The following is an 18,959-nucleotide window of genomic DNA, read 5'->3' as shown; positions in this document are numbered from 1 at the left end:
GGGCGCTTCCGTTTAGAAAACGACTACTTGGGCGAGAAATAGCGCAGTTAATACGAGAGCGAGGGTCGCCATTGCATAAGCTAATGGCCCGTACTCCGTCGGCTTTCGCTCGTATTCTTCGGGCTTGTACAATCGAAGGAGTCCGGTTCCCAAGATGGAGAGGCCAACGCCAATTTGTGTAATGATGGCGATCGGAGACTCGAAAAGGAAAGCGCCCTGTGCCAGTAATATTGTTCCACTATATACGAAACAAATGGTCACGAACCGTGTTGATTTCATCTACTCGACAAATGATGACAAATAAATATGTATTTATCGGTGGCTACTGATCACGAATCCGATAGTCCGTAGGGGAATAATAGATACGTTCCCTCTATTCGGCAGTACCGATAAAATCCGACCGTAACCAAGTATTGCAGCAAAATCAGAAAAACCGTAGACGGCCCTCAGTCCAAGAACCCGAGTTCCGTACTCTTCTCGTCGCGCTCCAGACGGTCGCGGACCGAAATCGTGCCCACCGCTTCCTCTTCGTCGCCGAGTATCACGCACGGCACGCGGTCGTCACGAGGGTGATGAACGCAAAGGACGTATCGAGCACGTAACTGACTCTCGCGTGCTCAAGGAGAATGGATTCTGTATCCTTGAGCCCGTATAATTATGGTTTGTGCCAACAACTGACATGGCATGGTACGCGCCGCAGTGTTTACCGGTCAGGGGGAACCGCTGGAGATCAGGGAGATCGACGAACCGGAACCGGACCCCACGGGTGTCGTGGTCGAGACAGATGCGTGTGGGATTTGCCGGAGCGACTGGCACGCGTGGCAGGGAGATCCGCTCTGGGAGTCCAGGGGGTTCGAGGACGGCCACGTCTTCGGGCACGAACCCGCCGGCGTCGTCGTCGAAGTCGGCGACGAAGTCGAACACGTTCGTGAAGGCGACCACGTCGCCGTCCCGTTCAGCCTCGGCGACGGGACGTGTCCGTCCTGTCGGAACGGACACTCCAATCTCTGTGACAACCGCATTCCGCTGGGGCTCGCCCCGGAATCGAAGGGTGCGTTCGCCGAACGGTTTCACGTCCCGTGGGCCGACTTCAACGTCGTCCCCCTCCCGGATAGCGTCTCACCGGTCGAGATGTCCGGACTGGGCTGTCGATTCATGACGTCGTTCCACGCGCTCGTCCACCAGGCGGACGTCACCGCCGGCGACTGGCTCGCGGTCCACGGTTGCGGTGGCATCGGCCTCTCGGCCGTCCACATCGCCGACGCCATCGGCGCGAACGTCATCGCCGTCGACCTGTTCGACGAGAAACTGGACTTCGCAACCGACGTTGGGGCCGTCGAAACCATCAACGCGGGAGCGGTCGCCGACGTGCCCAAGGAGGTGGCAGCGATCACCGATGGTGGCGCCGACGTCTCCGTGGATGCCCTCGGCATCGCCGAGACGTGTGGCAACTCGGTCCGTAGCCTTCGGAAACGCGGCCAACATATCCAGATCGGCTTGACGTCCAGTGACGAGGGCGGCGAGGTCCCGCTCCCGACGGATTTAATCGTCGCCCAGGAACTCCAGTTCATCGGCGCGATCGGCCTCCCCCGGCCCCGCTACGACGAAATTTTCCGGATGATCGAATACGGGAAACTCGATCCAGCGATGATGGTCTCCGAGACCGTGTCTCTCGCGGAAACCTCGGACAAACTCGACGCGATGACGGACTTCGAAACCGTCGGTATTCCCGTTATCGACGAGTTCTGACCGGAACACCGGAATTTCGCATTGCGGCTTTTCCCGGGAGCGGTTGCTGAATACGCCCCCTCCTCCGGCACGCTTCGAATAGATCCGACGAGACGCTGTCAGATGGAGCGCGTTAATCGAGAGGATGTGGTCATCACGTATTCATCGTTTGTTCCGGCCAGTCGACGATGACACGGCCATTCGGTACGTGTGTGTGCCGTTATCGGTGTCGCTCGACTGGTCGTGAGACCGAATTATGAAATTGGAGTTAGCTAAAAATCGTCAGTTGGGTTCGGTACACGACGATATAGGCAGTCAGAGAGGCCGCGGCCCAAACCGTTGCTTGCGGAATCGGGTTACTCCCGGCGAACGTACGTCCTGATACGAGTATCACCGCCATCCCGAGGAGCCCCCACCCGAATGCCGAGGCAGTAAGGACGAACACGTACTCACCGAGTTGTCCGAGTGACCAATCCCCTGCAACCACGGGATAGGCTCCACCGACCGCCAGCACACCGATAACCAAGTTGACTGTTGAGGCCGAAGCTGGCGACCCGAGAACCGCGTTCCCAAGCGAGACCATCGGATACAACACGATTGTGAACCCACACGCTGCCAGAAGGAAATCAACGGTCGCTGATACCCACGAGACCAATCCTCGCTCGGCAGTTCCCATACCTAAATTTCATGTTGAGACTATGAAGGATTTGCGGTCTGTACGTAACCCGAAAACGAGCAAGCGACACGACCGATATCGCCCGCTATGAACCAATACCGATGAACCCTGCCATCAACCGAGCCGTCAGCAAAAGCGGCAAAAACAGTGGACGAGTCGCCTCAGTCGAGGAACCCGAGTTCCGTACTCTTCTCGTCGCGCTCCGCTTCCAGGTGTTTGCGGAACTCCGAAAGCGAGACGTCCTTCTCCTCGCGCTCCAGACGGTCGCGGACCGAAATCGTCCCCGCCTCCTCCTCGTCGCCGCCGACGACGATCATGTACGGGATACGATCGTCGTGGGCCTGCTGAATCTTGCGGCCGACGGTCCACGAGCGGTCCTCGACTTCGACGCGGAAGTCGTCGAGTTCGTTCGCGACGCGGTGGGCGTAGCCGAGGTTATCGTCGCTGACGGGCAGGATGCGGACCTGTTCGGGCGAGAGCCAGAGCGGGAACTTGCCGTCGAAGTGCTCGATGAGAACCATGAAAAAGCGCTCGTAGCTACCGTACAGCGCGCGGTGAATCATGACCGGGCGCTCCTCCTCGTTGTCCTCGGTGACGTAGGTCAGGTCGAAGCGCTCGGGCATGTTGAAGTCGAGTTGGACCGTCGGGCCGTCCCAAACCCTACCAAGGGCGTCCTCGAAGCCGAAGTCGATCTTCGGGCCGTAGAACGCGCCGTCGCCCGCCTCGATGTCGTAGTCCATGCCGCTGGATTCGAGGACGGAACGGAGTTGCTCTTCGGCGTGCTCCCACAACTCGTCGCTGCCGACGGACTTCTCGGGGCGGGTGGCGAGCGCGACTTCCACGTCCAAATCGAACGTCTCGATGACCTCGAAGATGAGGTCCATGACCTGCCGAATCTCGCGCTCGATCTGGTCGGGGCGGACGAACAGGTGGCCGTCGTCGATGGTGAACGACCAGACGCGCGAGAGGCCGGAGAGTTCGCCGCGCTGTTCCTTGCGATACACCTTGCCGTTCTCGAAGTAGCGAATCGGCAGGTCGCGGTAACTCCAACTGTGCTGGTCGAAGATGGTCGCGTGGCCGGGGCAGTTCATCGGTTTTAATCCATATTCCTCGTCGTTCACGTCGAGGAGGAACATGTCGTCCACGTAGTTGTCGTAGTGGCCCGACTTCTTCCAGAGTTCCGTGCGGAACAGGTGGGGGGTCTCCACCTCGTCGTAGCCCGCACCGCGGTTGAGTTCGCCAGCGTAGTCCGACAGTTCGCGCAGGATGGTCTTCCCGTTGGGGTGATAGAGCGGCAGGCCCGGCCCCGTCGTCTCGTCGATGGAGAACAGGTCCAGTTCCCTGCCGAGTTTGCGATGGTCGCGCTCCTCGGCCTCCTCGACGCGTTCGAGGTACTGTTCGAGGCCCTTCTCGGTCGGGAACGCCGTCCCGTACACGCGGGTCAGCGTGTCGTTCTCCTCGTCGCCGCGCCAGTAGGCCGCCGAGGTTTCGAGCAGCGTGAACCCGCCGATTTCGCCGGTCGAGGCGACGTGCGGACCCTTACACAGGTCCGCGAACTCGCCCTGTTCGTAGAAGGAAATCGTGTCCTCGTCGGCCGCCTCGGTGTCGAGGATGTCCTGTTTGTACTCGTTGCCCTCGTAGAAGTCGAAGGCCTCCTCGCGCGACTTCTCGGTGCGCTCGATGTCGAGGTCCTCCTCGATGATGTCGTGTGCTTCCGCCTCGATATCGGCGAGGTCGTCGCTGTCCAGTTCGACGCCCGCGATGTCGTAGTAAAAGCCCTCGTCGGTCCACGGGCCGATGGTGAGTTTCGCTTCGGGGTGAAGTCGCTTCAGCGCCTGCGCGAAGACGTGGGCCGCGGAGTGACGGAGGACGCTCAGGTACTCGTCGCTCTGGTCGGTGACGATGACGAGTCGGCAGTCCGCCGACAGCGGCGTCGCCTTGTCCACGAGTTCGCCGTCCACGACACCTGCCACCGTGTCCGTGCCTAGTCCCGGGCCGATTTCGTACGCCACGTCCTCCACGGTCGCGCCTTCCTCCATGTCGAGTTCGGCGCCGTCCGGGAGCGTGACAACGATATCGCTCATGCGGTTGGGTACGCGCCACGCGCCAGATAAGTGTGTTGAGACGGCGTGAGGAACGGCGATGGACGGGAAGTTCGATATCCGCTCCACCGGCGGGTTTACTACCTCGAAAAACGCTATCGACGGTTGGAAATGGAAATCGCAATCGTCCTCTTCGAGGGATTCGACGAGTTGGACGCCATCGGCCCGTACGAAGTGTTCGAGAACGCGGGCGACGCCGGCGCGGACCTCGCGGTTTCGCTCTGCACGCTCGCGGAAACGGAGCGAATCACCGCGAGCCACGGTCTCCGCGTCGAACCCGACGCGACGCTGGACGAGCGCTCGCCCGACCTCGTCGTCGTGCCGGGCGGCGGATGGAATGATAGGAGCGAGGCGGGAGCGCGGGCGGAAGCGGAACGGGGAGACATCCCGGACGCACTGGCCGCCCTTTACGACCGAGGAACGACGGTCGCGGCGGTCTGCACCGGCGGAATGCTACTTTCCCATGCCGGACTGCTCGACGGACGGCCTGCCGTTACGCACGCCGGTGCCCTCCCCGACCTCCGTGATTCGGCGGCACGGGTCGTGGACGCTCGTGTCGTGGACGACGGCGATATCCTGACCGCCGGGGGAGTTACGTCCGGAATCGACCTCGCGTTTCACGTCGTCGAGCGCGAGTTCGGAGCGGAAATCGCCCGCACGGTCGCCGAGGAGATGGAGTACGACCCCAGCGACGACGTTTACACGGACGACGGTACGTGAACGCGGACGCGCACTTCGGCGGATAACCTGATAGTGATGACAGTCGAACGGACACTATGCGCAAATCACCGAAGCCGGAGGACGTGGACAAACCGGTGTTCAACGTGGACGATCAGAAGGTCGGCATCGTGACCGACGTCCGGAACGGGGTCGCCTACGTGGACCCGCACCCCAGCCTCCTCGACGAGTACAGGATGCTCCTCGGGTGGAAGGACGACGCGAAGGACATCTACCCGCTTCCGCACAGCGCCATCCACGGCATTACGGACAGGGAAGTCCGGCTACGGACCCACGACACGGAACACGAGGGGAAGAAGGAACGGTGACGTGTCGGATAACAAACAATCACGTCGGAAATCCACAGTCTCAAGTCATGCGGGTGTGTGCCATGACCATCGATGCGCGTTCAGACCCACGGCGATGGAACGCCAGACCTCGCCGTCGTCGCCTGCCTGCACGGAAACGAACGCTGTGGCAAAACGGCCATCGAGCGCGTGCTGGCGGAGAATCCGACTTTTTCCCGTCCGGTTCGATTCGCCATCGCCAACGAGGAGGCCATCGCGGAGAACGTTCGGTTCATCGACGAGGATTTGAACCGCGCGTTTCCGGGCGACTCCGAGGGAGAAACGCACGAATCCCGACTCGCGGCGGAACTCCTGCCCCAGATTCGTGACTGCGGCGTTCTCGATCTGCACTCGACGAGGTCACACCCGGAGGCGTTCGCGCTCCTCGCGCGGATGAACGACCGGACGAAACGGTTGGCGCGGGCGACGGGCGTCGGCAGGGTCGTGGACATCAGCTACGTCGTCGGTGGCCTCATCGACTACGTGGACGGCGTCGCGGTCGAATGCGGCCTTCGGGGAACGGAGCGCGCAGAACGAAACGCCGAGCGAATCCTGCGGAACTTCCTCGGCGAAACCGGGGCTATCGACGCGCTTTCGGACGGCGGGGACCCGGAACTGTATCGAATCTTCGACGCCGTGGGAGGTGGCGACTACGAGTTCGTCGGCGAGAACTTCGTCCGCGTCGAGGAGGGCGAGGTGTTCGCCAGAAAGGAGGGCGAGGGTGGAACCGAACTCCGCGCCGACAGGGCGTTCTACCCCGTCCTGATGTCCACCGACGGCTACGAGGACATGATCGGCTTTCGGGCGGAGCGGGTCGGAACGCTGGTCGATTGAGGACCTACCGTTTTCGAACGCCGGTTCCGGCGCGTCCCGTTTCGAGGTCGATGACGCCGTTCGGCATCGGGACGCCCTCGTACTCGTCTTCTGCGAGCAGGAGCGACCCGTCCAAATCGGCGTAGTCGAGCAGGGGTGCGAGGTGGCACGCCGCCGCGATGCTCGCGTTGCTCTCGACCATACACCCGAGCATGAGTTCCAAGCCGTGGGCGTTCGCGGCGTGAATCATCCGCATCGCCTCGCGGAGGCCGCCGCACTTCATGAGTTTCAGGTTGGCGATGTCGGCCTTGTCCGCGATTCTCGGGACGTCCTCCAGCGTGATGCAGGACTCGTCGGCCGCGATGGGGAGCGCGGCGCGTTTGCGGACGAAGGCCATTCCGTCGGGGTTCTCGGCGGGAACGGGTTGTTCGACGAACTCCACGTCGAAGTCGGCGAGCGCGTCGATCTTCCGCACCGCCTCGCGCGGACTCCACGCCTGATTCGCGTCCACGCGAATCGTCGCGTCGGGCGCTTCCTCCCGAATCGTGCCGATGATTTCCTCGTCGCGGTCGGTGCCGACCTTCACCTTCAGCGTGCCGTACCCGGCCTCGACGGCTTCCCGTGTCTTCTCGGCCATCACGTCGGTCGGGTCGATGCCGATGGTGAACGACGTTTCGAGCGTCTCGCTCCCGTCGAGTCCCCAGTAACGATACAGCGGCAGTCCGGTACGTTTCGCCACGAGGTCGTGGAGCGCGATGCTCACCGCACAGCGCGCCGCCGGGTTGCGGTTTACCGTTTCGCGCATCTCCCGCTCGATTCGGGCGAGCGCGTGGGGGTCGTCCACCCGTTCGACCACGTCCAAGAGGTCCGGCATGACCGCTTCGACCGTGGCCGCCGTTTCGCCGTAATGTCTCGATGGGGCGGCCCCGCCGATGCCGACGTTTCCGTCGTCGTCCTCGATTTTCACGACGACGTTTTCCGCGGCCGTCTGCGTGCCTCGCGAGATGGTGAAGGCGTGTTCGAGCGGGAGCGAAATCCGCTCGAACTCGGCCGTGAGACTCACAGAATCGCCTCCAGCACGGCGTCGGCGTCGAACCGAACGAGGTCCGCTGCGGGCGCTCCGAGCGCGGATTCGTACTCGGCGACCGCCGCGCGGGCGTCCTCGTCGTCCTCGATATCGGACGTGTTGATGGCTCCGGCGACCATTTCGGTTCCGTGTACCGGTCGGGCGAGGCCCTCGTAGAGCGAGACGTACTCCGAAATCGGCGGCAGGGAGACGGACTCGTAGCCGTGGATGACCTCCTTTCCGGCCTCGTGACAGAGGACGAGTTTGTCCGGCATGGATCCGTGGAGAATCCCGCACGTCACGGCCGAGTAGGCCGGGTGGACGATGCTTCCCTGTCCTTCCACGAACAGGTAGTCGTACTCGTCGCCGCGCTCCAAAATCATCTCCTCGACGGCCCCCGCGGTGAAGTCGCTCACTACGCGGTCGATGGGGTTGCCCCACCCGTCAATCATGATTCCCGTTTGGCCCGTCGGGATGAATCCGACGCTCTCGCCTCGCTCGCGGGCCGCCCGCACGAGTTCGAGCGTCGCGGTCATCTTGCCGACCGAACAGTCCGTTCCGACGGTCAGGACGATTTCCGCGTCCACCTCGTCCGCCACCCCTTGGCTGACGGTGAGGTCGTCGTGGGGCTTTCGCACGTCCCAAATATCACAGCCGTTTTCCTCGGCGAGACGGACGAACTCCTCGTCGTTTTCGAGGAAGTAGTGGAGTCCCGAAATCACGTCACAGCCGCGTTCGAGCGCGTTTCGGACGTCCGGTCGCCACGTCTCGTCGAACCCCCCGCCGATGGGTGCGATGCCGATGACGAGCGCGTCCACGTCCGGAACGTCGTCCATTCCCGCGACTATCGGCGCGTCCTGTACGTCCGGAACGTGGTCGGAAACGCGCTCTCCGGCGCGTTCGCGGTCGAGAACCGCGGCGACTTCGTAGTCGGCGTAGCGTAGAATTCCGACCGCCGTCTTCGCGCGGCCGGGGAACTTCTCGTGTGCCAATATCGCAACCTGCATGGGTGTGCGGTGGTGGCATGGCGGCTTAAAACCGTCTCTCCCGGTAACGCAAACCGCGCGGATCGCCGCCCTCTGCGCGCAATTTCCCGCCGGAGGCGAAGGTTTTTGTCCGTGCTTTCGATAGGCTTTGCATGGTCACAGTGCGGGCACCGGCTACGAGTGCCAATCTGGGGTGTGGGTTCGACGTGTTCGGATTGGCATTGGAACGACCCGCCGACATCGTCCGGGTCGAGCGGGCAGCGGAGACGACGATAGAGGTCACGGGCGTCGGCGAACGATACATCCCGACCGAACCGGCGAAGAACACGGCGGGCGTCGTCGCGCAGGAACTCGACACGCCCGCACGCATCCGAATCAACAAGGGGGTCCGACCCTCGTCGGGACTCGGGTCGTCGGCCGCCAGCGCGGCCGCCGCCGCGGTCGCCCTGAACGAACTCTACGACCGCGGACTCTCGCGGCGCGAACTCGTTCGCGTCGCGGCGGAGGGCGAGGCCGCCGTCTCGGGCGAAGCCCACGCGGACAACGTCGCACCCTCGATTCTGGGTGGATTCACCGTCGTCACGGACGACACCATCACGCACGTCGATGCGTCGGTTCCGGTCGTCGCCTGCCTGCCGGAAATCGTCGTCTCGACGCGGGACGCGAGACGGGTCGTTCCGCAATCCGTAGAAATCGACGAACTGGTCGGTACCGTGGGCAACGCCGCGACGCTCACGGCGGGGATGTTCCGCGACGACCCGGAACTCGTCGGGGCGGGCCTCGAAGACGGGTCGATCACGGGGTCACGGGCGTCGCTCATCGACGGGTTCGACGAGGTGCGGACCGCCGCGCTCGACGCCGGCGCGACGGGCGTCGCGGTCAGCGGGGCCGGACCGAGCGTCCTCGCCGTCTGTCGCGGGGACGGACAGAGCGCCGTCGCGAGCGCGATGCTGGACGCGTTCTCCGATGTCGACGTGGACGCGCGCGCCTATCCGACCGCAATCGGAGGCGGTGCGACGATAGAAGAGCGATAAGCCATGCCGCGATTTTTCACGGGAAAAGCGTAACGACCACGGTTTTCCGCGGAAACGGTTCCGATATGACGAGTAGTGACCGCTGTCCAGACTGCGGCGTTACGCTCGAACCGGTCAAGTTCGGCATGAACGACGCGTGGAAACCGTACGTGAAGACGAGCGACCGACGGGAGGGGCTTCTCGGGTCGCTCGGAATGAACGAGAAAAAAGAGGTCGAGACGGGTATGTGTCCCGAATGCGGGCGTCTGCTGTTTCACGCGAAATTGGACTGACGGCTCACACCCGAAACAGCCCCGTCGTCCAGAACTCGTAGAAGGCGTCGTCCAGCGCGTCCCTCGGTTTTCCGGTCGCGTCCACGGGGTCGGTCACGTCGGCCACGTCCCGGAACTCGGAGAGGAGCGTCCGCTGGCCGACGACGTAGAGGCGTTCCGCATCGCGGGCGTCTATCTCCTCGTGGCACTTCTCCAGATGGTCGGCTATCTGTTCGTCTCGAATCCGTTCGAAGCGGGCCTGTGAGAACCCCCCCTTCGAGTGGTCTCCCTTCACGTCGCTTTCGAATCCCGTCACGGACAGTCGCTCCCGGCCGTCGTACTCGCCGATGGCGAACACGTCGGAACGGACGAGCGCGAACGCGAACCGACCCTCCGGGCGGAACCACGACGACTCGAACTCGAAGCCAGCGCTCCACGAAACGAACGGTTCGGGCGAACGCGGCGGCACGAGCGCGGCGCTGACGAGTCCCGAATCGTCGGTCACGGCCAGACAGGGCGCGGCGCGTGCGACGAGCGACCCGTGGTCCCCGAACGCCTCGCCCACCGCCTCCGGTACGTCGTCGTCGTCGTCCACCATCGCTGTCAGCGCGCCCTCGGGTCCCGTTTCGACGCTTTCGAGACGGGCCAGCACCTCGTCAACCCGCTCCCCGTGGAGCGTTTCGGTACCACGGAACTCGACGGACTCCTCGTCGTCCCGCAGTCGCTCCACCCGGTCTTCGAGTTCCACGATGCGGTTTTCGAGGCGGTTGACCCGCTCCTCGGCGTTTTGACGTTCGGTGACGGCTTCGGCGCGGCGTTCCTCTTCGGCTTCCACCCGTCGTTCGAGGTGGTGATTTTCGTCTTCGAGGGAGTCGATTCGCTCTTTCAACTCGGCGCGCCCGAGCAACTCGTCCAGCATCGACTCGAAGGGCGTGTCGCGGGGTCTTGTACTTTCGCGTCCAGTCAGAGTTCGTACCGGTACGGCGAGGAGCGAATCACGGTCACGTCGCCGGTCTGTGCCCGCCGTCCGAGGACGGTCGCGATTTCGTGCGTACTCTTGAACTCCTCGTGGGCGTCGTCGCTCTCGTCGAGGAGGTGGAGAATCTCCCGCGCCGTCAACGGCTCTCCGCCCCCCCGTTCGGTCACGACTTCCCGAATCCGTTCGAACGCACTCCCCCGAAGAGACATGGTAGTCGTATCGGCCGTTAGGTACTTAAAATTCAGTCAGACAACGACCCCCTGTCGGGCGATGACCCGCTCACGCCGGTCGGTCGTGCGGCCCGGAGAAGTCACGTTCCGCTCGGTACTGGTCCACGAATGTCGGAACGTCGAAATTCAGCATGTCCGCCTCGAACTGACTCATCGCCTCGTCGTCCTCGGCGTGACTGACGGCGTGTTCCATGAGTTCGACGACGAGTTCGACGACGACCTCGTGCAGTCGCCGCGAGCCGAAGTCCGTCACCCACACCATCGCGTAGCCGAGGTCCGGGTTTTCGGCGACGTCCTCGCTGACGACCTCCTCCGGGAACTCCTCCATGACGACGCCCATGATGTGCAGGGTGCCGAATTCGACGTTCTCGTCGGTCGTATCGATGGTCTCTTGGAGGATGTCCACGAGAAATTCGGGGACGAAGCGTGACGGCGGGTGGACGTCCATGACGACCGCATGCGATTCACCACAGTCACAGTCGTACTCGCGCATTCCCATGTCGAGCGTTCCGGTCGGCACCGACTCGCCGCAGGGAAGGTCGAGCGTCGCACCGTCTCCTCCCGGTACGCGCGGTTCTGCCATACGCTCCGTTGGTCCCTGACGAGTTTAAACGACGTGATTGCGCCCGGTCGTCGAAACTCCGTCGAATATGACACGTGTCGTCCCCGTAGAGGTAGCGCTCAATAGCGATCCCTCGTTCCTGCCCTCGGTACATACCCCTCTTAGCGAGTTATTTGATAGTGGAAAAAATACGGATGTCCATGGCACAGGCCAGCGGGGTTCCCGACCGACTGCGCCCGATAGACGAACGAATCCTCCGACTGCTCGATGCGGAAGGGATACAGGTTCGACTCGACATCGAGCGCCGCCTGTCGCTTTCGAACTGCGTTACCGCGACTCGCTGTCGTTCTCTGGCCGACCGAGGCCTCGTCCGAAACTCGAACTGGTGTTGCTATCGGATAACCGAGGAGGGAAAACGGTGTTTGCGGGCGGAACTCTGATGGAATACGCTTCGACGGCTACGGCCAGTCGTCGCGCACGTCCTCCTCGTTCCCCCCAGTCTCGCCGTCGTCGCCGGACGCGAGGTCCCATTCGGCCGCCTCGGCGGCGTCCTCGACGTGGAGGAACTCCCAGTCGTGGTCCTCGGCGAGTTCGCGGTCCTCGTCGGTGATGCCGACGAAGACGTGGCGGTCGGTGTCGAACTGCGATTTCACGCTGTCGAGGCTCTCGGCGCGGCCTTTCGGGCCGGAGAAGAAGTCCTGCCGGATGCGGTTCTTTCGGGTGAAGTTCGTCACCACGTAGGTCGGTTGGTCGGAGATGACGCCGACGTAGCGGGTCCAGCGTCGGGCGTCTTCGAACACCGTTCCGGGACTCGCCAACGCTTTGAGCGCAGACAACTCGAAGGCGAGCGTCATCTCGCCGCTTCCGCTCATGCTCATGTCCCTACATCCCGTCGTGCGGGAGAAAACGGCTTCGGTTGTTCGTTCGCGTGGGCCGGGTTAGACCACGTCGATTCGGTAGTAGTCGTTGAACACCACGAGCGTGTCCCTGTCGAACTCGTCCGCCAACGCACCGGTCATCCGGACGACTCTCTCGCCGCCGTCGAACTCCGCCAACATCTGTTGTGTCTCCTCCGCGAGTTCGTCGAAATGATGCACTTGAACGCCCGCTGGAACGGTTTCGGTGCGGCTAATGATGAGTGCTGCCGTCTCTCCGGTCGGTGCAGACTTCAGACTACTCGTGCTGTTCGAAGCCATTGATACGTGTTACCAATTGTCTTAGTACATATTAAGCGTTGCGGAAAGAGTATGAAAAAACATGCCAAATCGAGCTACGCGAGAAGTACCCGGAAGTAACCGGTGTATTTGACGAATTCGCCGTCGCTGAACTGGCCCGCCGTCTCCCGGTCGATGAGTTGTTCGCCACGTTCGACGACGCTCGGGAAGTGCCCTTTCGCGTCGTAATCGAGTTCGTCGTAGTGTCGGACGCGGGCGTCGTTCGGAATCGTCTCCACGGCTTCGACGGCTATTTTGGGTTTCACGAAATCTCCCGACCGATGTGGTCATTGATACCAACTGTCGTAGGGGATCTTAAAGATTCACGTCGCGACAATCGCTGGTCGGTGGAACCGCTCGCGACAAAAATACCGAAACCGCACCGTTCCGGGCTCCGAACTTACTGTTCCTGTTCCTGTTCCTGTTCCTGTGGCTGTGCGAGCTTCTCCGGGTCGAAATCCTTCTCGAGGAGGATTTCCTTCTGGTCGGCACACTCGACTTCGTTGCGGATGAGGTCCTTGTACTTGCCCTGCGGGGCGATGTCGCCGATGAGGGCGCCGCCGATGAGTTTGCCGTCCTTGAACGAGAGGCGACGCCATTCGGTGTCGCTGTACTTCTCCTCGCACTCGTCGTCGCCAATCGTGGGGAAGCCGAAGGAGAGGAACGGGAAGTCGAAGTGGGTGATGGAGTACGAGGAGACCCAGCGGAACTCCTCTTCGTTGTCGTCTGCGACCATGTTCTTCGCGGCGACGACGCCCTGCTGTTTCGCGCTGCCCCACGACCCGTTCTGGGCGTACTCGTCCAGAATCACGTCGTAGTACCGTGTGATGTCGCCGGCGGCGTAGATGTCGTCCACGTTCGTCTGCATGTACTGGTCCACGACGACGCCGTTGTCCGTCTCGACGCCGCTTCCCTGCAGGTACTCCGTGTTGAAGTTGAGACCGATGGCGATGCCGACGAAGTCGCTCTCGTACTCGTTGTCGTCGGCGTCGATGGTGGCGACGACGTTGCCGTCGTCGTCCGTCTTGAAGCCGTTGACGCCGCTTTCGAGGACGGTTTCGACGCCCTTCTCTTCGAGCGCGTCGTGAATGATCTCCGCGCCGTCGAGGCTCAGACCGTAGCGCCACCAGCGGTTGCCGCGCATGATGTACTTCGCTTCGACGTCCTGTGCGGCGCAGATTGCGGCGAGGTCGATACCGAGGAGACCGGCACCGATGACGGTCCCGGTGTCCGCCGCTTCCGCGTGCTCCTGAATGCGTCGGGCGTCCTGAAACGTCCAGAAGTGGTGGATGCCGTCGGCGTCGCTGTTGTCGACGGGGAGTTGGGTCGGCGTCCCGCCCGTGGCGACGAGGAGTTTGTCGTAGTTGTACGTCCCGCTCGCGTGGGTGTGGACCTCGTGTGCGTCCGCGTCGATGTCGGTGACGAACGTGTTCAGTTCGAGGTCGATATCGCGCTCGTCGTACCATTCGGGTTCGTGAATGGAGATGGGCGCTTCGGGAAGTTTGCCCTTGGCGAACTCCTTGATGAGGATGCGATTATACAGTGCTTCGCCCTCGTCGGTGATGACGGCGATATCGGCGTCGGGTTTTTCCTCGCGGATGGTTTCGGCAGCGGAACTGCCCGCGATGCCATCCCCGATGATCACGTACGATTCGCTCATGACTGAGACGTTCTGCGTCGGGGTTAAAGTGGGTTGCTATCTCGATGTTGCTGTCAAACGCCAACATACCCGAGTCGGGACGTTGAAGACCGTCGCGTCCCAAGCAACGGGCATGAAAATCCGTCAGAACGCGCGCCACTTCGCGTCGAGAAAAGCCCTCGAAATGCCCGTCGTCAGCGACGTGGTGAAGTGGAAACTGGTGGACATGCACACGGGAATATTCCTCAAAAAAGCCGACGAGGAACACCGCGAGGAACGCCGCGAACACCTCGACGCCTTCTTCGATGCGACGATGGATTCGTATCTCGCCGCGCTTCAGGAAGGTGCGCCGGAGGCGGAGGCCCGCGAAATCACCCACATCCAGTCGAACTTCGACTTCTACAATCACGGCTGGACCGAGATGATGGAGTTCCCGAGCGACGAACTAGAAGAGCACTACGAACGCTACGAGACGTTCTTCTCGAAGCACGGCATCACCATCGCCGACCCGCTTGGCGAGTTCGCTCCCGTGGAGATGCCGGAACCCCCGTCCACGCCGGAAAAACTGGACGACCCGGTTCACCCGCACGCGGAAGGCGGCTTTGCCGACGACGTGTACGTCCAAGGTGACGACGGCGAAGTCCGGGTCGGCGGACAGGACGAACCGGAGGACGTGAACATCTCTGACGCGGTCGGCGTCGACGAAGGCGAAGCCTGATTTCTCGGCTCAGTCCTCGTCCTCGCCCAATCGAACCATCAGCACCGGCACGTCCGCCCATCGCGCGACTTTTTCCGTGACGCTCCGTCGAAGCGGATAGAGGATGCCACGCCGTCCGTGCGTCCCCATCACGATGAGGTCGATGTCCTGCTCGTCGGCGTACTGCCGAATCGCACGATGGGGTTTGCCCTCCGCGATGGACCCCGCCGTCGTGCGGATGTCCTCCCGCTCCGCTCGCTCGATCACGTCCTCCACCATCGCTTTCGATTCCTTCTCGAACTCCTCGTACATCGCCTCGCGCTTTTCCCCGTCGTCGTCCGTCTCGCCCGTATCGACGACGGACACCGTGTAGAGGCCGGCGTCGTACGTCTTCGCGGCGTCGAGCGCGTACGGAATCGCGTTCGCCGCCGCGTCGCTTCCGTCGATGGGAATGAGGATTCGGTCGTACATGACGCACAAGCACGCGCCGCACGCGGATAGGGATAGCGGCGATTCCTTTCGTGTTTAAACCGTTCACTCAACCGGGTCGATTCCCTCGGCGGCCTCGGCGGATTCGGTTTCCTTTTCGGTCTCGCCACGCCAGCGGTCTATCTCCTCGTCGTACTGCTCCAGTCGGTCGCTCACCCGGTCTTTGAGTGCGTCATCGTTGATGTTCACCTCGAAGGTGTATCGGTTTCCGCTTCTGTCGCGTTCGACGTTCGCGCTCACTAATTCGTTGTCGAAGTAGGCGGGCGACACTTGGGTCATGACGTGTTTGTACACCGTCTCCTCGACGGTTCGAAGCGCCTTTCGCCCCGCCGTGTCGGCCGCGCGGGTCGCGTATTCGACGGTGTCGCGCCCCTCCTCGACGGCGTCGTCGATGTCGCCCTCCGCGAGTTCGGACACCGTGTCCTCTAACTCCTCCCGCGCCGTTCCCGCGTCTTCAGTGGGGGATTTGCCCTTCTTTTCTCCCTTCCCGCGCGACGCACTCGCCTGCTCCGCCGTCTTCTCGTTTACGTCCTCGCTCAGTCGCTCGTGTGCTTTCGGCCGCCACTCGTTCCAATCGTCGAAGTCCTCCCCCTCGATACCCTCCTCGTCCAACGCCGTGGTTATTCGCTCGCCGTGTTCCACGATGGCCACCCAGTCCCCCGTCTCCTTGAAGCCAGCAATACTCTCCTCCATGTCATAGGCTACGCCGTCGACGGCTATCTACGTTTTCGCCGGGTTCTCGGCGTCGCGGGGTTGCAATAACGCTTCCCGGCGAATCGTCAGCCTCGATTCACCGGACTATAGCATCCCGACGCCGACGAACGCGCCGTAGGCGAGCGCGAACGAGAGGAGCAACGAGACGACCCATCCGAGGACCGTGTAGGCCATCTTTCCCCGGCTTACACTTCCAGCACCTGCCGCGTAACCGCTGCCGACGATGGCGCTCACGACGATTTCGTTGAACGAAACCGGGATACCGAACAGCACCGCGGTCTGTGCGATGGCGAACGCCGGGATGAGCGCGGCGGTGGCCCGCCGAGGGCCGAGCGACGAGAAGTCCCGAGCGAGCGCTTTTATCATCCGTGGCGAACCCATCCACGCGCCGAGCATGACACCGAGACCTCCAAACAGGAGGATTACCGCGAGCGATACGCCGAGCGGGATGGTCATCGGCGCGAGCGGTCCGACGGCGAGGCCGACTTGACTGCCACCTGCCGAGAAGGAGACGAGCGCGCCGATACCGAACAACAGGTGTCGCTGGCCCCTTTTCACGTTGGAACGCACTTCTATCAGGAGAATCACGCCGAGGACGAGCGCGACGAACAGGGTCGCCACGACGAGACCGGCGAGGGGCGGGAGGGGGAGACTCCCTGCGGCTACCGCCGCGATCGACGCACCGCCCGATTCCGGTGCGAGGAAGGTAAAGGACGAATTGGCGAGGATGAGTCCGACGATACCACCAAAGAGGGGAATCGAATACTCGTCCGGCACGTCGTCACGCCGAATCAGCCGAGCGAGACCGTACGCGATACCGCCGCAGAAAATCGGCGTCAGCACCCACAACAGCAATATCTGCTGATATTTGGCGTATGCCGGAGTCCCGCCCAGCGCCAGACCGACGCCGATGACCGCACCCGTCGCCGTGAACGCCGTCGCGAGCGGATATCCCGTGAAGATTCCGATTGCGACGAGTCCGGCGGCGACGATGAGCGCGATGACGGCCGCAATCGGCGTGAGCGTCACGCCGTTGATGAGTCCTGCCGAAATCGCTTCCGTGACGTTTGCACCTTGGACGACTGCTCCGAGAATTCCGAACAGCCCGGTGAAAAAAGCCCCTCGCATGACCGTCGTCCTGCGAGCGCCGACGCTCGGTGCGTACGGCGTCCACCCCGCACCGACCGTCCACGCCATGAAAAAACTGGCCACTGCGCCGATACCAATGACTGCCAGTTGCCCCACTTCCACCATGCCGTCGATACTAGCGACGGACGAGCAAAACCCTACCCGCCGTTCGTCGGAGGTGACTATTCCCGTTCTTCCCTATCGTCCGGGCTGACGACCACTTTCCTCCCGGAAATTCGGTCGGCACACTCGTAGCCCGCGACGATGCCACCGTTCAGACTGCGCTCGGGGTACTGGGCCTTGCTCGCCATCCCGGCGTAGTAGATGCCGTCGGCGATGTCGTCGCCGAGGTCGTAGGGGACGACCATGTCGAGGTAGCCGCGCTCGTACACGGGCGCTGCGCGCGGATTGCGGGCGAGGCGGAAGTTGGTCACCGACGAGCGGTCCCAGTCGGGGAACATCTCCTCGATGTGGCTCAGCCACAGGTCTTCGACTTCGTCGTCGTCCATCCGCCACAACTCCTCCTCGTAGTCCTGAATGTAGCTGGCGACGTAGACGAGATGGTCGCCGCCGTACTGCTCCGGCGGGATGTAGTTCGTGTGTTCGATGAGCGCGCCGAAGGGCGCGTCGTGGCCGATGTTGAGCCAGTAGGTGTCGGTTAGCGGTTCGTCCATCGTCACGAGCGCACAGACCGCGCCTTGGAAGTCGATGTCGCACTCGTAGCCGGTCAGGTCTTCGAGGACGTTCGGCATCGCGGCGACGATGACGCCGTCAACGTCGTGCGTCTCGGTCGCGGTGTCGCCATCCGAACTTCCGCCGTCCGCGGCGGCGACTTCCGTGCTTTCCGCCGGTTTCGTCGTGAGCGACGTGACTTCGCCGCCTTCCGTTTCGATGTCGGTGACGTACACGCCGGTCGTGATGTTCTCCCTGCCGACTTCCTCGACGAGCGCGTCGATGAGGCGACCGAACCCGCCGCGGAGGTAACCCAGCGGTTCGCCGCGGAGGAGGTCGCGCTCGCCGCGGAACTTGATGCGCCCGAGAAGCCACGCGGCGCTCACTTTCTCCTTTTTGCTCCCGAACTTCGCGTCCAGCAGCGGGCCGAAGAAGTTCTCGTAGACGCCCCGCGAGGTGTGTTCCAACAGGAAGTCCTTGATCGGGACGTCCTCGTAGTCCTCCAACCGTTCGTAGCTGTCGAACTTCGGAATCCCGCCGCGAACGTCGATTTCCTGCGTGAGCATACCGAGGCGGAACTTGTCGTACAAGCTCATGTGCGGGTAGGCCATGATCTCCCACGGCTTGTCGAGCGGGTGGACGACGCCGTCCACGTAGTAGGCGTTCTTGCCGATGGGCCACTCCAGATCGTCGCCCAGTCCGAGTTCCCCGATGAGGTCGATGATGGTCTGCTCGGAGGCGGAGAGGTGGTGATAGAACTTCTCGATGCGGTCGCCGTTCGTCTCGTAGGTCGCGGCGAGTCCCCCGAGGTCCTCGCTCGCTTCGAAGATCTGCACGTCGTAGCCCTGCTGTTGGAGGCGGTAGGCGGCGGCCAATCCGGCGATTCCCCCGCCGACGATACCTATCATAAACGAC

At 62.6% G+C, this 18,959-nt stretch carries 23 protein-coding genes; 8 read left to right on the top strand and 15 right to left on the bottom strand.

Translation table 11 applies throughout. The features are described from left to right. Positions 1-684: 684 nt before the first annotated feature. Complete coding sequence (locus tag LJF34_RS12750; protein WP_231185390.1) at positions 685-1,749, top strand: zinc-dependent alcohol dehydrogenase family protein; 1,065 nt, start codon at positions 685-687, stop codon at positions 1,747-1,749. Between the two features lie 247 nt (positions 1,750-1,996). Here the strand turns inward: LJF34_RS12750 and LJF34_RS12745 are convergent, their stop codons facing one another. Further along, positions 1,997-2,311: a hypothetical protein gene (locus tag LJF34_RS12745; RefSeq protein WP_231185389.1), complete on the bottom strand. Its 315-nt coding sequence runs from the start codon at positions 2,309-2,311 to the stop codon at positions 1,997-1,999. Between the two features lie 254 nt (positions 2,312-2,565). Beyond that, the gene (gene thrS, locus LJF34_RS12740) at positions 2,566-4,488 is read right to left on the bottom strand and encodes a threonine--tRNA ligase (RefSeq protein ID WP_231185388.1); all 1,923 of its coding nucleotides are present in this window, start codon (positions 4,486-4,488) and stop codon (positions 2,566-2,568) included. A gap of 129 nt (positions 4,489-4,617) precedes the next feature. On the opposite strand from thrS, the gene LJF34_RS12735 reads away from it, so the two are divergent. From LJF34_RS12735 to LJF34_RS12725, 3 genes are all read left to right on the top strand, one after another. Continuing rightward, positions 4,618-5,226 carry a DJ-1/PfpI family protein gene (locus tag LJF34_RS12735; protein ID WP_231185387.1) on the top strand — a complete coding sequence of 203 codons (609 nt, stop codon included), beginning with the start codon at positions 4,618-4,620 and terminating at the stop codon, positions 5,224-5,226. Positions 5,227-5,282: 56 nt separating this feature from the next. After that, positions 5,283-5,552, top strand: coding sequence for a PRC-barrel domain containing protein (locus LJF34_RS12730; protein WP_231185386.1), 270 nt, complete (start codon positions 5,283-5,285; stop codon positions 5,550-5,552). Between the two features lie 72 nt (positions 5,553-5,624). Further along, positions 5,625-6,404 carry a succinylglutamate desuccinylase/aspartoacylase family protein gene (locus LJF34_RS12725; RefSeq protein ID WP_231185385.1) on the top strand — a complete coding sequence of 260 codons (780 nt, stop codon included), beginning with the start codon at positions 5,625-5,627 and terminating at the stop codon, positions 6,402-6,404. A 4-nt stretch (positions 6,405-6,408) separates the two neighbouring features. Here LJF34_RS12725 and LJF34_RS12720 read toward each other — a convergent pair whose 3' ends face one another. Both LJF34_RS12720 and LJF34_RS12715 read right to left on the bottom strand, forming a co-directional pair. Continuing rightward, positions 6,409-7,446 carry a dipeptide epimerase gene (locus tag LJF34_RS12720; protein WP_231185384.1) on the bottom strand — a complete coding sequence of 346 codons (1,038 nt, stop codon included), beginning with the start codon at positions 7,444-7,446 and terminating at the stop codon, positions 6,409-6,411. Next, complete coding sequence (locus LJF34_RS12715; protein ID WP_231185383.1) at positions 7,443-8,456, bottom strand: DUF1611 domain-containing protein; 1,014 nt, start codon at positions 8,454-8,456, stop codon at positions 7,443-7,445. The genes LJF34_RS12720 and LJF34_RS12715 overlap by 4 nt, the downstream gene beginning before the upstream one ends. Positions 8,457-8,587: 131 nt before the next feature. Between LJF34_RS12715 and LJF34_RS12710 the strand changes: the two genes are divergently transcribed. Together LJF34_RS12710 and LJF34_RS12705 are read left to right on the top strand one after the other, a co-directional pair. Further along, positions 8,588-9,469 (top strand): homoserine kinase, encoded by an 882-nt coding sequence (locus LJF34_RS12710; protein WP_231185382.1) that lies wholly within the window; start codon positions 8,588-8,590, stop codon positions 9,467-9,469. Positions 9,470-9,534: 65 nt separating this feature from the next. Next, positions 9,535-9,741, top strand: coding sequence for a hypothetical protein (locus LJF34_RS12705; protein WP_231185381.1), 207 nt, complete (start codon positions 9,535-9,537; stop codon positions 9,739-9,741). A 4-nt stretch (positions 9,742-9,745) separates the two neighbouring features. Here LJF34_RS12705 and LJF34_RS12700 read toward each other — a convergent pair whose 3' ends face one another. The 3 genes from LJF34_RS12700 to LJF34_RS12690 form a co-directional block, all read right to left on the bottom strand. Next, positions 9,746-10,639 carry a Vms1/Ankzf1 family peptidyl-tRNA hydrolase gene (locus LJF34_RS12700; protein WP_231185380.1) on the bottom strand — a complete coding sequence of 298 codons (894 nt, stop codon included), beginning with the start codon at positions 10,637-10,639 and terminating at the stop codon, positions 9,746-9,748. 44 nt (positions 10,640-10,683) lie between these two features. Further along, positions 10,684-10,908, bottom strand: a complete 225-nt coding sequence (locus LJF34_RS12695) for a hypothetical protein (RefSeq protein WP_231185379.1) — start codon at positions 10,906-10,908, stop codon at positions 10,684-10,686. Positions 10,909-10,978: 70 nt separating this feature from the next. Further along, entirely contained in the window at positions 10,979-11,512 is a 534-nt protein-coding gene (locus tag LJF34_RS12690; RefSeq protein WP_231185378.1) for a DUF5815 family protein, read from the bottom strand. 179 nt (positions 11,513-11,691) lie between these two features. Between LJF34_RS12690 and LJF34_RS12685 the strand changes: the two genes are divergently transcribed. Then, entirely contained in the window at positions 11,692-11,931 is a 240-nt protein-coding gene (locus tag LJF34_RS12685; protein ID WP_231185377.1) for a hypothetical protein, read from the top strand. A gap of 18 nt (positions 11,932-11,949) precedes the next feature. Here the strand turns inward: LJF34_RS12685 and LJF34_RS12680 are convergent, their stop codons facing one another. The 4 genes from LJF34_RS12680 to LJF34_RS12665 form a co-directional block, all read right to left on the bottom strand. Next, complete coding sequence (locus LJF34_RS12680; protein ID WP_231185376.1) at positions 11,950-12,369, bottom strand: hypothetical protein; 420 nt, start codon at positions 12,367-12,369, stop codon at positions 11,950-11,952. A 60-nt stretch (positions 12,370-12,429) separates the two neighbouring features. Continuing rightward, a complete protein-coding gene (locus tag LJF34_RS12675; RefSeq protein ID WP_231185375.1) occupies positions 12,430-12,687 on the bottom strand; it encodes a hypothetical protein in 258 nt (85 codons plus the stop codon). 74 nt (positions 12,688-12,761) lie between these two features. Then, complete coding sequence (locus LJF34_RS12670) at positions 12,762-12,971, bottom strand: hypothetical protein (RefSeq protein ID WP_231185374.1); 210 nt, start codon at positions 12,969-12,971, stop codon at positions 12,762-12,764. Positions 12,972-13,105: 134 nt separating this feature from the next. Beyond that, positions 13,106-14,365: an FAD-dependent oxidoreductase gene (locus tag LJF34_RS12665; RefSeq protein ID WP_231185373.1), complete on the bottom strand. Its 1,260-nt coding sequence runs from the start codon at positions 14,363-14,365 to the stop codon at positions 13,106-13,108. Between the two features lie 112 nt (positions 14,366-14,477). Here LJF34_RS12665 and LJF34_RS12660 point away from each other — a divergent pair, with 112 nt between their 5' ends. Beyond that, the gene (locus LJF34_RS12660) at positions 14,478-15,062 is read left to right on the top strand and encodes a DUF6149 family protein (protein WP_231185372.1); all 585 of its coding nucleotides are present in this window, start codon (positions 14,478-14,480) and stop codon (positions 15,060-15,062) included. Between the two features lie 9 nt (positions 15,063-15,071). On the opposite strand, the gene LJF34_RS12655 is transcribed toward LJF34_RS12660, so the two are convergent. From LJF34_RS12655 to LJF34_RS12640, 4 genes are all read right to left on the bottom strand, one after another. Further along, complete coding sequence (locus LJF34_RS12655; protein WP_231185371.1) at positions 15,072-15,512, bottom strand: universal stress protein; 441 nt, start codon at positions 15,510-15,512, stop codon at positions 15,072-15,074. A 63-nt stretch (positions 15,513-15,575) separates the two neighbouring features. Then, the gene (locus LJF34_RS12650) at positions 15,576-16,223 is read right to left on the bottom strand and encodes a DUF5828 family protein (RefSeq protein ID WP_231185370.1); all 648 of its coding nucleotides are present in this window, start codon (positions 16,221-16,223) and stop codon (positions 15,576-15,578) included. Positions 16,224-16,328: 105 nt separating this feature from the next. Next, positions 16,329-17,498 (bottom strand): inorganic phosphate transporter, encoded by a 1,170-nt coding sequence (locus LJF34_RS12645; protein WP_231185369.1) that lies wholly within the window; start codon positions 17,496-17,498, stop codon positions 16,329-16,331. Between the two features lie 56 nt (positions 17,499-17,554). Beyond that, complete coding sequence (locus LJF34_RS12640; protein WP_231185368.1) at positions 17,555-18,952, bottom strand: NAD(P)/FAD-dependent oxidoreductase; 1,398 nt, start codon at positions 18,950-18,952, stop codon at positions 17,555-17,557. Positions 18,953-18,959: the final 7 nt, after the last annotated feature.

Source organism: Haladaptatus sp. DYF46 (assembly GCF_021083305.1).
Taxonomy (GTDB): Archaea; Halobacteriota; Halobacteria; order Halobacteriales; family Haladaptataceae; genus Haladaptatus.
This window is presented reverse-complemented; position numbering and strand designations above follow the sequence as displayed.